At 39.3% G+C, this 12,937-nt stretch carries 14 protein-coding genes; 8 read left to right on the forward strand and 6 right to left on the reverse strand.

Going from position 1 to position 12,937, the window contains the following annotated elements; genetic code table 11:
* From trpA to FXW07_RS06075, 6 genes are all read left to right on the forward strand, one after another.
* The gene (gene trpA / locus FXW07_RS06050) at positions 1–792 is read left to right on the forward strand and encodes a tryptophan synthase subunit alpha (protein ID WP_229394656.1); all 792 of its coding nucleotides are present in this window, start codon (positions 1–3) and stop codon (positions 790–792) included.
* A gap of 136 nt (positions 793–928) precedes the next feature.
* On the forward strand, positions 929–2,029 hold the full coding sequence (gene trpD / locus FXW07_RS06055) for an anthranilate phosphoribosyltransferase (RefSeq protein ID WP_229394657.1): 1,101 nt from the start codon (positions 929–931) through the stop codon (positions 2,027–2,029).
* The gene (locus tag FXW07_RS06060; RefSeq protein ID WP_229394658.1) at positions 2,026–2,742 is read left to right on the forward strand and encodes a phosphoribosylanthranilate isomerase; all 717 of its coding nucleotides are present in this window, start codon (positions 2,026–2,028) and stop codon (positions 2,740–2,742) included. Before trpD ends, FXW07_RS06060 begins: the two co-directional genes overlap by 4 nt.
* Positions 2,729–4,369 carry an anthranilate synthase component I gene (trpE, locus tag FXW07_RS06065; protein WP_229394659.1) on the forward strand — a complete coding sequence of 547 codons (1,641 nt, stop codon included), beginning with the start codon at positions 2,729–2,731 and terminating at the stop codon, positions 4,367–4,369. Before FXW07_RS06060 ends, trpE begins: the two co-directional genes overlap by 14 nt.
* Before the next feature lie 33 nt (positions 4,370–4,402).
* Entirely contained in the window at positions 4,403–4,540 is a 138-nt protein-coding gene (locus FXW07_RS06070; RefSeq protein WP_229394660.1) for a hypothetical protein, read from the forward strand.
* Entirely contained in the window at positions 4,537–5,139 is a 603-nt protein-coding gene (locus tag FXW07_RS06075; RefSeq protein WP_048121013.1) for an aminodeoxychorismate/anthranilate synthase component II, read from the forward strand. Before FXW07_RS06070 ends, FXW07_RS06075 begins: the two co-directional genes overlap by 4 nt.
* A 129-nt stretch (positions 5,140–5,268) precedes the next feature.
* Here the strand turns inward: FXW07_RS06075 and FXW07_RS06080 are convergent, their stop codons facing one another.
* Together FXW07_RS06080 and FXW07_RS06085 are read right to left on the reverse strand one after the other, a co-directional pair.
* Positions 5,269–6,021, reverse strand: a complete 753-nt coding sequence (locus FXW07_RS06080) for a hypothetical protein (RefSeq protein ID WP_229394661.1) — start codon at positions 6,019–6,021, stop codon at positions 5,269–5,271.
* A gap of 890 nt (positions 6,022–6,911) precedes the next feature.
* On the reverse strand, positions 6,912–7,106 hold the full coding sequence (locus FXW07_RS06085) for a YwbE family protein (protein ID WP_229394662.1): 195 nt from the start codon (positions 7,104–7,106) through the stop codon (positions 6,912–6,914).
* A gap of 131 nt (positions 7,107–7,237) precedes the next feature.
* On the opposite strand from FXW07_RS06085, the gene FXW07_RS06090 reads away from it, so the two are divergent.
* Positions 7,238–7,498: a hypothetical protein gene (locus tag FXW07_RS06090; RefSeq protein ID WP_229394663.1), complete on the forward strand. Its 261-nt coding sequence runs from the start codon at positions 7,238–7,240 to the stop codon at positions 7,496–7,498.
* Positions 7,499–7,624: 126 nt separating this feature from the next.
* On the forward strand, positions 7,625–9,361 hold the full coding sequence (locus tag FXW07_RS06095; protein ID WP_229394664.1) for an AAA family ATPase: 1,737 nt from the start codon (positions 7,625–7,627) through the stop codon (positions 9,359–9,361).
* Here FXW07_RS06095 and FXW07_RS06100 read toward each other — a convergent pair.
* The 4 genes from FXW07_RS06100 to FXW07_RS06115 all read right to left on the reverse strand — a co-directional run bounded on the left by FXW07_RS06100 (position 9,354) and on the right by FXW07_RS06115 (position 12,864).
* Positions 9,354–9,566 carry a KTSC domain-containing protein gene (locus tag FXW07_RS06100; RefSeq protein WP_229394665.1) on the reverse strand — a complete coding sequence of 71 codons (213 nt, stop codon included), beginning with the start codon at positions 9,564–9,566 and terminating at the stop codon, positions 9,354–9,356. The two genes, FXW07_RS06095 and FXW07_RS06100, sit on opposite strands and share 8 nt — an antisense overlap.
* A 106-nt stretch (positions 9,567–9,672) precedes the next feature.
* Positions 9,673–10,431: a hypothetical protein gene (locus tag FXW07_RS06105; protein WP_229394666.1), complete on the reverse strand. Its 759-nt coding sequence runs from the start codon at positions 10,429–10,431 to the stop codon at positions 9,673–9,675.
* A gap of 54 nt (positions 10,432–10,485) precedes the next feature.
* Positions 10,486–11,349: a DUF488 family protein gene (locus FXW07_RS06110; protein WP_229394667.1), complete on the reverse strand. Its 864-nt coding sequence runs from the start codon at positions 11,347–11,349 to the stop codon at positions 10,486–10,488.
* Positions 11,350–12,060: 711 nt separating this feature from the next.
* Entirely contained in the window at positions 12,061–12,864 is an 804-nt protein-coding gene (locus FXW07_RS06115; protein ID WP_229394668.1) for a hypothetical protein, read from the reverse strand.
* Positions 12,865–12,937 lie beyond the last annotated feature (73 nt).

Consider the following 12,937-nt stretch of genomic DNA (forward strand, 5'->3'; position numbering starts at 1 on the left):
ATGGAGAGGCAAAAAATTTCCGAAAAATTCTCAGAACTCAGGGAGAAAAAGGAAGGTGCCCTGATCTGTTACGTAATGGCAGGAGACCCGTCCTCAGAAAAAACCGGGGAGATTGTAAAAGCTCTGGTGAACGGAGGTGCGGATATCATAGAACTCGGTTTCCCCTTTTCAGACCCTGTAGCGGACGGCCCGACAATCCAGGTGGCAGGACAGAGGTCACTTGCAGCAGGCATGGATACACAGCGTTATTTTGAGCTGATTAAAACCCTGGATGTTGGGATTCCACTTGTTTGCATGACCTATTACAACCCTGTGTTCAGGTACGGAGTGGAAAAATTTGTGGAAAAGGCTGCAGATGCCGGAATAAGCGGACTGATAGTACCCGATATCCCGGTAGAAGAAGCGGCTGACCTGAAAAATAGCTGTGAAAAGCATGGGCTTGACCTTATCTTTCTCATTGCACCTACAACAACCGAGGGAAGAGTCCAGAAAATCCTGGAAAGAGGTTCAGGTTTCCTTTACCTTGTCTCGAGGCTTGGGGTCACGGGAGCAAGGGAAGATGTCTCATCCTCAACCAGAGAGCTGCTTTCCAGAGTAGAAACCGGGCTTCCTAAGGCTGTGGGATTCGGGATCTCAACAGGAAAACAGGCTGCAGAAGTTAGAGACGCCGGAGCAGATGCAGTCATAGTCGGCTCGGCTTTTGTCAAGATTATAGAGGAAGGAAAAGACGTAAACGAAAGGCTGGAAGCTCTTGCAAAGGAACTCAAATCCGGGATCAGAAGAGCCAGTTAAAGGAAAAGGTCCGGAATCAGAAGAGCCAGTTAAAGAGAAATAATCCGAGAAATCAAGAACGTCAACAGTTGAGAAGATTTTGAATCTTGAATTAAATTGGAAAAGGAGAAATCAGGATTAAAAGGAGGGAGGAGTAATGCAAAAATACATTCAAAAGCTGGAAGAAGGGCACGATCTGAGCCCCGAAGAAGCTGAAGATGCAATAGATAAAATTCTGAGTACAGCACAGGATGAGGAAATCGAGAGATTTCTGCTTGCTCTGAGGGCAAAGGGTGAAAAGCCCGAAGAAATCGCAGGCTTTGTAAGGGGAATGAAAAAAGCCGGAAACACTATCCGGCCCAAAACATCTTTCAGGCTTGTTGATACCTGTGGGACAGGAGGAGACGGCCTTAATACAATCAATATATCGACTGCAGCCGCAATTGTTACTGCTGCAGCAGGTGTTCCTGTAGCCAAGCACGGAAACCGGGCTGCCACTTCAATGTCAGGGAGTTCGGATGTGCTTGAAGCTCTGGGAATTAAAATTGACCTGGAGCCCGAAGCTGTCAGGCAAACAATCGAAGAGATAGGAATAGGGTTCATGGCTGCTCCGGTTTTTCACCCGGCTATGAAGAGAGTTGCAGGGGTAAGGAAAAAACTCGGAGTCCGCACGGTTTTCAACATTCTGGGACCAATGACCAACCCGGCAGGTGCTAAAGGGCAGGTGATAGGGGTCTTTGATAAAAAACTCTGTGAACCAATAGCCTGTGCTCTTGCGGAACTCGGGACCGAGCATGCTCTTGTTGTGCACGGAAACGGAATGGATGAGATCACAAACACGGGCGAAACCTATGTTGCGGAGTTAAAAGACGGCAAAGTTTCAACCTATACGCTGACCCCGGAAGATCTTGGTATGCTGCAGGCAAATCCCGAGGATATAAAGGGCGGCACTCCAAAAGAAAATGCAAGAGATCTACTCTGCATTTTTAAGGGCCAGAAAGGGCCGAAAAGAGACATTGTAGTCCTGAATGCGGCTGCCGCCCTTTATGTAGGCGGGATAGTAGGTTCTATCCGGCAAGCAATTCCTATTGCCGAGGATGCCATTGACAGTGGAAAGGTCATGGTTAAATTCAACCAGTTCAAGACTTTTACTTCGGGGTTTCACAGACAGAAAAGTAAGGGAAACCTTTCGGGAAAAAGCATGTCAATGCGCTCAAAAACGTCCATATTAAGCCCGGCCTCGGGAGAGAGGGCATGACAGCGAAAGTGAAAACGAGAATAAAGATCTGTGGGATCCGCAGCCCTGAAGATATCGAACTTGCAGCCTTTTACGGAGCTGATGCAGTTGGGTTTATTACAGAAGTTCCTGTCGAGAGCCCAAGAAAGCTTGATTCCGACACTGCTGCCTACCTTGTGTCCAGAGTCCCTGAAACTATGAGTTCCGTACTGGTTATCATGCCTGAAAACGCGGATACTGCCGTGGGTCTGATTAAAAAAATAAAACCCGATATCGTGCAGATCCACTCCAGGTTGCCCCATCTTGAACTTGAAATAATTAAAGAAAAAACGGACATCCCTATCATAAAAACTCTGTCCGTACCTGCACAGGGAGAGGCGTCAAACGAAGGTTCCGGAAATCCGACTTCTGTCTCAAGCCTGCTTGAAGAGGTCAGTCTTCTGGAAGAAGCCGACATTGTAGATTCCATTCTGCTTGATACGGCAAAGTCCGAAAAGCCCGGAGGCACAGGTTGTGTGCACGACTGGACTCTGAGCCGGCGAATCTTAGAAGAAACGCGGCTTCCCCTTATCCTTGCAGGCGGGCTCAAGCCTGAAAACGTGCGGGAAGCAATCAGGGCTGTTTCGCCTTATGCTGTAGACACGGCATCCGGGGTTGAGACCTGCGGGAAAAAAGATGCCGTAAAAATCAAAAGTTTTATTGAAGAAGTGAGGTGTGCCAATGCTTTCCTTTGACCTTGGAAAAGAAGAATTCAATGAGCTTGCATCAGGAGTAAGCCAGCCAGGCTTTATCCAGCTCCTTGCAAGAATCGATAATGTTACATGTTCTCCTCTTGAACTTTACCGCGCCCTGCGGGCCTCAGGGACCTCAGGTTATTCGTACCTGCTGGAATCAGTGGAAAAACAGGAAACTAAGGCAAGGTACTCTTTTGTTGGAAATGATCCTGATGCTGTAGTTAGGATAAGCGACAGGAAAATTTCCCTTGAACTCCTTAACCCAAATGCGTCTCCTTTTTTTGAAGAAGCTCGGTCGAAAATCAAAGATACCTGTGGGTGTGAAACCATAGAGGAGAGTCCGGAGAAAGAAAACTCAGAACTGAGAAACTTAAAATTCACGGCTCCAATTCCTGAGGGAAAAGATGGTTTCGATGCCCTTCGCCTGGTTTTTCCTCCTGGAAATGGGATGGGACTCCTGAACGCGAAACGTTTTGACAGGCAGACTTTCCTGGGCGGGGCCATAGGCTATACGGCTTATGATGCTATTTACGATAGCTGGTTAGGGGTCAAAAAAGGCTTTGAATCCGAAATGCCGGAACTTCAGTACCTGATGGTTTCAAAAACGTTTGTTTTCGACCATATAACTGAAGAGATATATATCGTGATCACTCCTTTCGTAAATCCGGGTTCGGATGCCGGAGAAATCTATGAAAAATCTCTTCTGGAAGCCGAAAAACTCTATTCCATACTCAAAGAAGCTGCACTCTCTGGAAACTCGGTAGAAGTTGCAATACCAGAAGGATCAATCTTTCCAGGCTTACCTGTTTCGGACTGCAATGCCGGAAAACAGAAGTTTGAGGACTCGGTAGTCCAGGCGAAAGAGCATATTTTTGCAGGAGATATCTTTCAGGCAGTCCTTTCCAGAAAATGCGAGTTTACGCTCGAACAGTCGCCTTTTGAACTTTATATGCAGCTTCGGGCAATTAATCCAAGCCCTTACATGTACATTTTTGAGTTCGGAGACCTGGCAATTGTCGGGGCAAGCCCTGAAACTCTGCTGACTGTCCATGAAAGGACTCTAATCACAAACCCGATTGCAGGCACCTGCCCCCGTGGAAAAACCGAAGCCGAAGATGAGGCCTTTGCTGCACACATGATGCATGATGAGAAAGAAAGGGCTGAACACGTGATGCTTGTCGACCTTGGGAGAAACGATGTAAGAATGGTTACGGAAAGCGGCTCGGTGAAGGTTTCCGAATTCATGAAAGTCCTGAAGTATTCCCATGTCCAGCATATCGAAAGTAAGGTTATAGGCACTCTGAGGCCGGAATGTGACCAGTTCGATGCTTTCAGGGCAATATTTCCGGCAGGAACGCTCTCAGGAGCTCCGAAAATCCGCGCCATGGAAATAATTTCCGAACTTGAAACTTCCCCGCGAGGGATCTACGGGGGAGGAGTCGGATATTATAGCTGGAACGGAGACGCCGATTTTGCAATCGTAATTCGGACTATTATTGTACAGGGCAAGAAAGCATCAGTGCAGGCTGGAGCTGGAATCGTAGCTGATTCTGATCCTGGTTATGAATTCAGGGAAACCGAACGTAAGATGGGAGCAATGCTTGCGGCAATCGAAGGAGAAGTTTAAAACAATTTATTAAGTGATTCTGGGGTGAAATTTATGAAAAGAAGTTTAAACAGGGATGTTTTACCGAATAAAATTCAAGGAAACGGGCTTTTCATGAAAAGGGAGGTTAAAGGAGAGGTAAGAGGAGAAAATGAACTAAAAATGATAAGTTCAGGAGGTGTTTTCAGATGAAAGTGGTTTTCATAAACAACAAGGATTCCTTTGTATGGAATCTTGTAGATTATATCTCTTATTTCGAAAAAGATACTCTGGTACTTCCCAATACGGTTTCCCTGGAGGAACTCAGGGAGATTAAACCTGATGCTCTGGTTATTTCGCCGGGCCCAGGGAATCCTTCAGACCCCAGGGATATAGGAAATTGCCTAGACATAATCAGGGAAATGGGCAGGGAAATTCCCCTTCTTGGGGTCTGCCTTGGACACCAGGCAATCAATGTGGCTTTCGGCGGAGTCGTCCGAAGAAGCAAGGTCGGCCCGGTGCATGGAAAAAGTTCGAAAATCCTGCATGAGGACTCTGCATTGTTTTCAGCCTTTGATGGCCCATTCGAAGCAGGCCGTTATCATTCACTTGAGATTGGGGAGCCTGCGCCCGGGATAAAAGTTACCGCCAGGGCTGAGGACGGGAGCATTATGGCAGTTGAACATGTAAAGTATCCAATCTATGGCCTGCAGTTCCACCCCGAATCCGTGCTTACTCCCAATGGGCTGAAAATAATAGAAAGTTTTCTGGAAATTTCCAAAAATTATAATAAAAAACATCCGGCTGTGTAAGCAGCCAGAAATTTTCCCGGAATAATTTTCCTGATTACCAGTGTCATTTTTCTGATTCTCAGGCTAATTTTTCCTGATTACCAGTATCATTTTTCTGATTCTCAGGCTAATTTTTCCTGATTACCGGGCTCACATTTCCTTTTTGACAGCCTCAGTTTCAGGCTCCTGCTCCTCTCCTTCTTCCTCTTCCTCAAAGAATTCCTCTTCTGTGAATTCCTCATTGGGCTTTGCCGCATAACCTGCAGGTTGAAGGTTCTGAAGCTCTGAGAATTGACTTACGGTCTGGGCGATAAGCTGTGGGTATTTTTCAATCTGTTCCCTTGTAACAAACCCCGAGGCTTCGGAGTATTCTATAATCTCTTCTCTTGCTTCTTTTGCGTCCTTGGTTAAATCTTCAAGCTGCTGCCGGTTTGCAAGATAAGCCATTTCCTCAATTGACATGGTCGTCCAGAGGGTTACAACTTCCATTTTCTTTTCTACCGCACCCATCCCTATCATTTTAAGCGTATCGAGCGCGATTTTTGCAGATTCAAGCATCTGGAACTGTACCGCTCCTTTTCCTATTTCCTGTACAGCTTTTGAAAGAGACCACATTGCATTGGAAAAGCCCTTGTCAAGTGCGGCTTCAGAAAGAGAGTTAAGGTCACTAAGAGCCGTGGACGCAACGTTCTCGATCTTTTTCTGGACTGCTTTATTACCAATATTCCGGAGTGAGATAGCGACTCGCTTTAAATCTTTCTCTAAATTTCCTTCGAGCAACTCTTGCCCGAATTCCCGGAGGTACTCAGCATATTGGAGCGCATCATATTCATTCTGTTCTCTTATTGCTCGTTCTCCAGATTCTCCAAGTTCAATAGCCTTTTGTTCGTTCAGTGAGAACATATTAAAACCCCTTTCCAGTAAAATTCGTTAAAAATTATTGGATTTGAAAAATTTAAGTATTTATATAGGTTTACTCAGATATTAGTCTTCCTATAATTTTCAAAATATGTAGGGAACTTTAAGATTACTATTTAAAATTATACTTTATTTATATGTTTACCTGGTAAAAACTGAGATTAAAACTGAAATTTAAACTGAAATTAAAATTGAGATTAAAATTGGGATTAAAATAAAAACTGATCAGAGTTATAGACATAGCTACAAAATAGAAAGAGTTAAATACATTTCATGCATAATATATATCATCTGAGTAAAAAACTCACGCTGGATTTCTGGCATATTTCCCTGCGTGAGTAAGTCAACCTCCGAGGTAGGGGGAAGGGTTATACTCCTTACCTTCCTCCTACCTGAACAATTGTGTTGTCTGCTAAATGCAGTCTAAATCTAAATGGCTCTTATAACATTTCACTTTGAAACCTCAAGCACTTATCAAGGAAGCAATAATTTGCTTTAGAGTAAAACTTTAGTAATTTATTTAAAACTTATGGTTTCAAAGAAGTGAGAAACTTTCAAAGAGTACTCGGGACTTATTTCAGCTTTACCGGGACTTCCTCTCTAGAACACTTTTCTCTCTTAATTCAGCAATTTTTTTTCACCTGAATAAGACTGTTTACCTTCTCTTTATCTGTTCACTCAGGAATTTCAATGGTTTCAGTTACGCCCGTATTTTCATCATCCAAATCAGTGGAGTCCAAAGAATATGGAACAATTTGAACCTCAATATTTTCAGATTTTACATCCCCAGAAAAGTCTGCATCAACAATTCACACTGTTATCAATTTTTAAAAAAAGCTATCTTTAATTTATCCCTATAATTTGTCCTGTAGCTTTCAATAAATTTCCTTGACTCTTCCAACCTGGCCATCCGTTAGCTGCACTTTTATTCCGTGTGGATGCGTTGAAGAGTTGGTTAAAATTCTTTTTACAATGCCCTGAGTAATTTTTCCGGTTCTCTGGTCTGCTTTTAAAACAATTCCAACACTCAGTCCTTCTTTAATATTTGCTCTGACAGTACCGTTGCTCATGGCAGAAGGTAAGTTCAGGATTATATAAAAGTGTACGTTTGAAAAAACAACTTTGAATTTGAAACAGTACAGCCTTACTGTTGTATCCTGGTCGTTTTTGTCCCGCTCGCGAAGCGAAGCGGCTTTTCTTAATGAAAAACGAGCAAAACAAGAAATTATCTGGCGTGTTGATGCTTTCTTTGCCTTTGCTGACTCGATTGAAGCAAAAGTTAAAGCGTCAAGGGAGAAAAACTGAAAAACTAAGGCAGTCCATTCTTGCAAAAGCATTTTCCGGTCAACTTGTTGAGACAGAGGCTGCGATTGCAAAAAAAGAAGGCAGGGATTATGAGACGGCGGAGGTTTTGCTTGAGAGGATAAAGGAGGAAAGGAGGAAATGTGGGAAGAAACGATAAGTCTGAGACATTATATATTTCAACTCTATCAATTGCAGTTCATTAATATAAATAATTAGAACATTAAAATATCTATAAATACATTAGGAAGTAACTGTACATCAATTGCTAGTGGAAGTACTTAAAATGAAGATTAAACAGCTAGAAATTGATGGTTTTAGGTGTTTATGTAACTTAAAAATTACATTTGAAGATAGTATTACTCTGATAGTTGGAGAAAATGACAGTGGCAAAAGCTCTATCATTAGCTGTTTAAATCTTTTTACGGAAGATTATGCATTAGAACTTGATGACTTTAATTATGGGTGTGAAGAACTAAAAGTAAAATTAGTTACTGAAGACTTTGAATTTATAAAAGAATACAGAAAAGAAAAATTTCCTGAATCTAGTTTTATTATAATACCAAGTCAAAATTTTATTTTAAAAACTAAAGAATTTCTAACTTCCACGTCAGAGAGTTTGACTGAAACTCAAGAGTTTAAGATCAAAGATTTATCTAAAAAATTTGGATTGACTGTACGCGCAAATAGCAATGTTCAAACCCTAAAAAATCAATTAAACTCAAAATTATCTGAAGATGAAATAATCATCAATAATGGGCATTTTTTTGAATTAAACAAAATTCAACTTGATGGGAAACAATTTGAAGACGTGGAATCTTTTTTTAAGGAAGTTTTTCTTAAAGACAAACAAGCTAATATTTGGGACACAAAAATTCCAGATGGGAAAACAATTAAAGAAATAATTCAAGAAGAATTGGATAATTATTCAAAGTCAATTTCTGAAGACCTTAAATCAAAAGGAATTAAAGAAAAATTAAAACAGTATTTAAATCAACTTACTGATATTAAAATTGAACCTCTGTTTGAACCTAAGAACCTAAACATCTATTCAAAAGTCAAATTTTTAGAAGATGGAAATGAAATTTCTGTTGAAAAAAAGGGTGATGGAACCAAAAGAAGAATTTCTTTGGCATTACTTGAATACAAAGTGGAATGTGAAGAATCGTGTAAAGACTCAAAATTGTATATACTAGACGAACCTGACACACATTTACACGTAAAAGCACAGTTAGAGCTATTAAATATATTAAAAGAATTAGGTAAAAAAGGCTGCCAAATTATTATAACTACTCATTCACCTTTTTTAATCAATGCTATAAAGCCAAAACAAATACGTCTATTAGTCCAAGAAAACGTGAATGAAACAAAGATAAAATCTCTAAAGAATGAACCAGAAACTTCAGATGAAATCTTAAGAAAACTTGGAATTGAAAATATTTACCTATATTTTGCCAAGAAAATTATACTTGTAGAAGGTGAAACAGAAGAATCATTTTTGCCAAGAATTTACGAAAAAATATATGATGTTTCATTAAATAGCGATCTAATTAAGGTGATTAATACAAGAGGGATAAAGAACATTCCTGGTTTTGCAAAAGCGTTGTTAGAGTTAGTAGATGAAAACAGCATTTACGTTGTTAAGGACAATGATGCAAGCGAAGAGACTTTAAAATTAATCGATGAGCTAAACATCCACTCTGATAGGCAAATCAATGTAGGAACAAAAGAATTTGAAGATTCATTTAGTGATAATGTTCTATATGAGTCTTGGAAAAATTACTTAGCCGAATGTGGAAAAGATATTAGCGAATCCAAATGGACTTTGAAAAACATAAGTAAATTAAGGGCGAAATGTAACTCTAATCCTGATAAAAAGTTCAGTTCTGAACTTAAATCTTTAAATCAAGGGAGTGGAAAGAAGTTCAGCAAAATAATTTTTGGAGAAGTGTTAGGTAATTATTGTGATAAAACAAATATCCCTGATAAAATAAATGAATTTTTGTCTAAGTTATCTAACTAATTTTTATTGTTGGATATCTGTCTTTTATATGCGCATTGAAATATTTTCCATGTGAACTTGCATGAAGAAGATTTTGAAAAATATTATCAGGAACGCCCTGATACTGATATATATTTCCTTTTTTAAATTCGATTTCCAATACTTTTTTACTTTCATCATAACCTATTGATTCGATATTCGATGATGAAACTTCTGTTCTTTCCATTAATCTACCTCTCACCTTCTTCATAAAAAATAAACATCCTACTATATAATCTTTTTTTACAATTTGAATTTTCATTTAAACAATATACCTATATATGTAAAAACTTTCAAAAATCAAAAAGGTTCTTTTGCTTTTCGTCTTTCTTCTTAAAGTAGAAAATTCCTATAATCATCCAGGTCTTAAAACGGAAATGGGTTCCCATTACAAAATAGAGGTCTCTTTCCTGCATGGAATCTAAAAATTTATTTCTGATTTTTTCTTTTATGGATGCCGGATCTGTTTCTTTCCGCATGACGTTTCTTGCAAGTTCGTTAAGTTCCCAGTCGAGGAGGATGGTCTGATGTCCTTTACAGGCAGGATCATTTTTGCACCTGAAATGATATCTTAACTCAACAGGCATTTTGACTTTTTCTCTTTTATCAATCAAACAATCGCCAATCAAATTGAAATACTGCTGCCGGTCGTATATTTCAGTGCTATTTATTTTGATCTTTACGTCTAAAAGTTCAGGCTTTACTACTCCGAGACTTGCATTTTCTTCTTTTAATTTTTCAATTGAACTCACTTTTGACTGGAGTATATTTCTTAGCTCTTCGTCCTCAACAGGGGAATGCAGGTTCTTGTAACTGATTTGCTTTCTGCTTTCTCTTCTTTGATCGTTATCCGGTTCCGTCAGGACAACTTCTATCCGGTCTTTCTTCTTAAAATCAATTAATTTTTCCCCATAGCTAAATTCAAAAGGATAAACTCTCCTGAATTCTCCTTTCTCATTTATTCCGGCAACACATACAAGATATCCATGCTTTCTACTTTCTTCTGGTGTAGCCCTCACCAGAACTACGATTTTCTCGGTTTCCTGTTTCAATCAGGAAAAACCTCCAAAAAATAAAATAATAGTTTTACATGGCTTTTATGTGTTTCAGATATTTAAAACTTCCACATTTTCTTTCTGAACTATATTTCTTGCAATAACTCCACGGTGGCACATATTTACATCGGCTTCGAAGCACATTAGAGCTACACGATGGCTTCGGCCTAATTCCACAATATTATCTAAAAGCTCGGGATTGTTTTTTATTGTTGTTTTTTCGTAGTACTCAAAGAGTTTTTCGTAATCTTTGAGTGTGAGAAGGTCTTTTCTTTTTTCCCCTTCTATACCAAGTTCGGGGATGTGGAGGTATCGAATCTCCGAGTTTTCGAGATAATTTTTAAGGCTATTTTTTGTGAAATCGAATTTCATGCTGAAAGGATTTTTCCTGACATCAACAAGAACATCTATGGCATTCTGAATTAAGATATCAAGGAAAAGGTCAATGTCTCTTCCTTCGTAACCGATAGTGAAAAGGCCAGGATCATATTTTACATTTTTTTGAGGGGGAAGAAGTTTGCTTCTTATGGTATAATCAGGAAATTTTCGATATACGTATTCCATAATTTCTTTTTCTGATTCGAATTTTCTAACAACCCGATTTATTTTCAATGTTGCTTTCTGGTCAATTCCTTTCAAGGCTACTTTCCCTTTTTCGGTTAATTCAATTTTCTTTTCCTTTTCTATGATATAGCCCTCTTTTTGTAGTGTGGAGATATCTGCATAGCAAACATTGGAAAAAGGTCCGTAATGATGAGGAAAAAAATGATAGAATTTCATTAATTTGTCTATTTTTTCTACGTGGGATGACAAAAAAAGACTCTTCGTTATCATTAACCTGGAAGATAAGTCCCTCTCGTGGAGTCTGTCTATAGTGTAAAGAAGAGCCCTTTGTTTATGATTTAGATTTTTCATTAAATTACCAGATATCTTGCTTGTTTATATTAATAGAATTTTCATTTGATTTTTATATAACTTTTTGAATTCGCAAATTTTTGTGAATTTTGACTAGATGATTTTTTTAATTAATCAATTTATTAAATGTAATTCTGACAGAATTATAGATTTCTACGGTAACATTAAGTTTTAGGTTCAATAAGAATTCACGTAGTTAAAATGTCAATTTCGAAAAGGAGAGAATGAGGAGAGAGCGTTGGTCCTTCGAGATTCTATTTAATCCTGATGCTTGAATAAAGTTCTTTTCTAGGGACTAGAGACGGAAGCTGAGATTGCAAGAAGAGAAGGCAGAGATTATGAAACGGCGGAGGTTTTGCTTGAGAGGATTAAGAAGAAGAAGAGAGGGGAAGGTGAGAAAAAACGATAATATTGCTGCTTTTTCGGATTTAATATTTTCTTCCTTTTTTTCTGAAAGGCCGCCCGCTTCGCGGTCGTTGAGTACGCGGGGGTCCAAAAAGCTATACACATCTGCGGTTCAAAAACTCAAAATTAAATGTTTTTCTAAACGCTGGTTGCCAGAGTTTCTAATATTTCAAAAATACAGCCAGCAATTTTATGCTCAGAATCATGTTCATAATCATTTACTTGTAGAGACAAGGCTGAAATTGCAAATTTCTGAGATTACAAATTTCTGAGATTACAAATTTCTGAGATTACAAATTTCTGAGATTAAACTTTATGAAAAATTCGGGATACTATATAACCATAAACTATGGAATCACCGAGAATTTCGAATATGTGGTATGGAGCGACCTGGCTGAATGCATTTGCCTGTGTGAGACTTGAAAGGAGCGGTAGGAAGGCGCCGGGAATAAATAATAGAGTTGCAGCAACTTTGAAATTCAGGTTCTTCTGCTTTTTCAGGCTGGCAAAAACTGCTGCAAGGACAATGGCATATATTGCACCTCTCACTAGCTCAAGCGGGAACATAATTGAGAAAGAAGGGACTGAAAGGCCGTTTTGAGAGTTTGTGTATATGGGGACCACGAAAGGTGATATGATGAGACCGAATGTTAGATACACCGGAAAATAGACAAGGGATGCGGCTATAATACGCAGTACATAATATTCATTTGCTCTCACGTGTTCACAGATGGCATTTCTCAGAGTCACGTTGCCTTCAGGTTTCAGAATATAGATTGCAAGAGCCGTTTGGATTAAGGTGGTCAATAACGAAACTGTTACGGCGGCTACCAGAGTAAAAGTTGTATTGAATATATCTGTGAAGAAGTATGCCTCAATGAAGTTGTTAAGGCTCGCGACAACAAACAGCGTTATGCATGTCAGAAAGTACGCGTCCCTTTTCCTGAGGTTGAGCTCAGGCATAAACCATGTAAAGTAAAATGAGAGAATTATTGAACTTAATATAGCAATCGTGAGTGTTTCCCTATTAATATTGCCTTTTGTAATTAAGTGCTGAATACAGGCTATGGTCGCAAAAGCAATCGATAGGATTATGACTTTTTTGTCCATGATCTGCTCTTCTTCCCGATACTACTTTAATTACTTTCTGGTGCATCGATTCCAGACTACATCCATAAACCCA

Origin of the sequence: Methanosarcina sp. DH1 (genome assembly GCF_020804205.1) — an archaeon.
Lineage (GTDB): Archaea > Halobacteriota > Methanosarcinia > Methanosarcinales > Methanosarcinaceae > Methanosarcina > Methanosarcina vacuolata.

Coding starts and splice junctions, on each gene's coding strand:
- trpA (WP_229394656.1), top strand. CDS start 1: ATGGAGAGGCAAAAAATTTCCGAAAAATTCTCAGAACTCAGGGAGAAA.
- trpD (WP_229394657.1), top strand. CDS start 929: ATGCAAAAATACATTCAAAAGCTGGAAGAAGGGCACGATCTGAGCCCC.
- FXW07_RS06060 (WP_229394658.1), top strand. CDS start 2,026: ATGACAGCGAAAGTGAAAACGAGAATAAAGATCTGTGGGATCCGCAGC.
- trpE (WP_229394659.1), top strand. CDS start 2,729: ATGCTTTCCTTTGACCTTGGAAAAGAAGAATTCAATGAGCTTGCATCA.
- FXW07_RS06070 (WP_229394660.1), top strand. CDS start 4,403: ATGAAAAGAAGTTTAAACAGGGATGTTTTACCGAATAAAATTCAAGGA.
- FXW07_RS06075 (WP_048121013.1), top strand. CDS start 4,537: ATGAAAGTGGTTTTCATAAACAACAAGGATTCCTTTGTATGGAATCTT.
- FXW07_RS06080 (WP_229394661.1), bottom strand. CDS start 6,021: ATGTTCTCACTGAACGAACAAAAGGCTATTGAACTTGGAGAATCTGGA.
- FXW07_RS06085 (WP_229394662.1), bottom strand. CDS start 7,106: ATGAGCAACGGTACTGTCAGAGCAAATATTAAAGAAGGACTGAGTGTT.
- FXW07_RS06090 (WP_229394663.1), top strand. CDS start 7,238: ATGAAAAACGAGCAAAACAAGAAATTATCTGGCGTGTTGATGCTTTCT.
- FXW07_RS06095 (WP_229394664.1), top strand. CDS start 7,625: ATGAAGATTAAACAGCTAGAAATTGATGGTTTTAGGTGTTTATGTAAC.
- FXW07_RS06100 (WP_229394665.1), bottom strand. CDS start 9,566: ATGGAAAGAACAGAAGTTTCATCATCGAATATCGAATCAATAGGTTAT.
- FXW07_RS06110 (WP_229394667.1), bottom strand. CDS start 11,349: ATGAAAAATCTAAATCATAAACAAAGGGCTCTTCTTTACACTATAGAC.
- FXW07_RS06115 (WP_229394668.1), bottom strand. CDS start 12,864: ATGGACAAAAAAGTCATAATCCTATCGATTGCTTTTGCGACCATAGCC.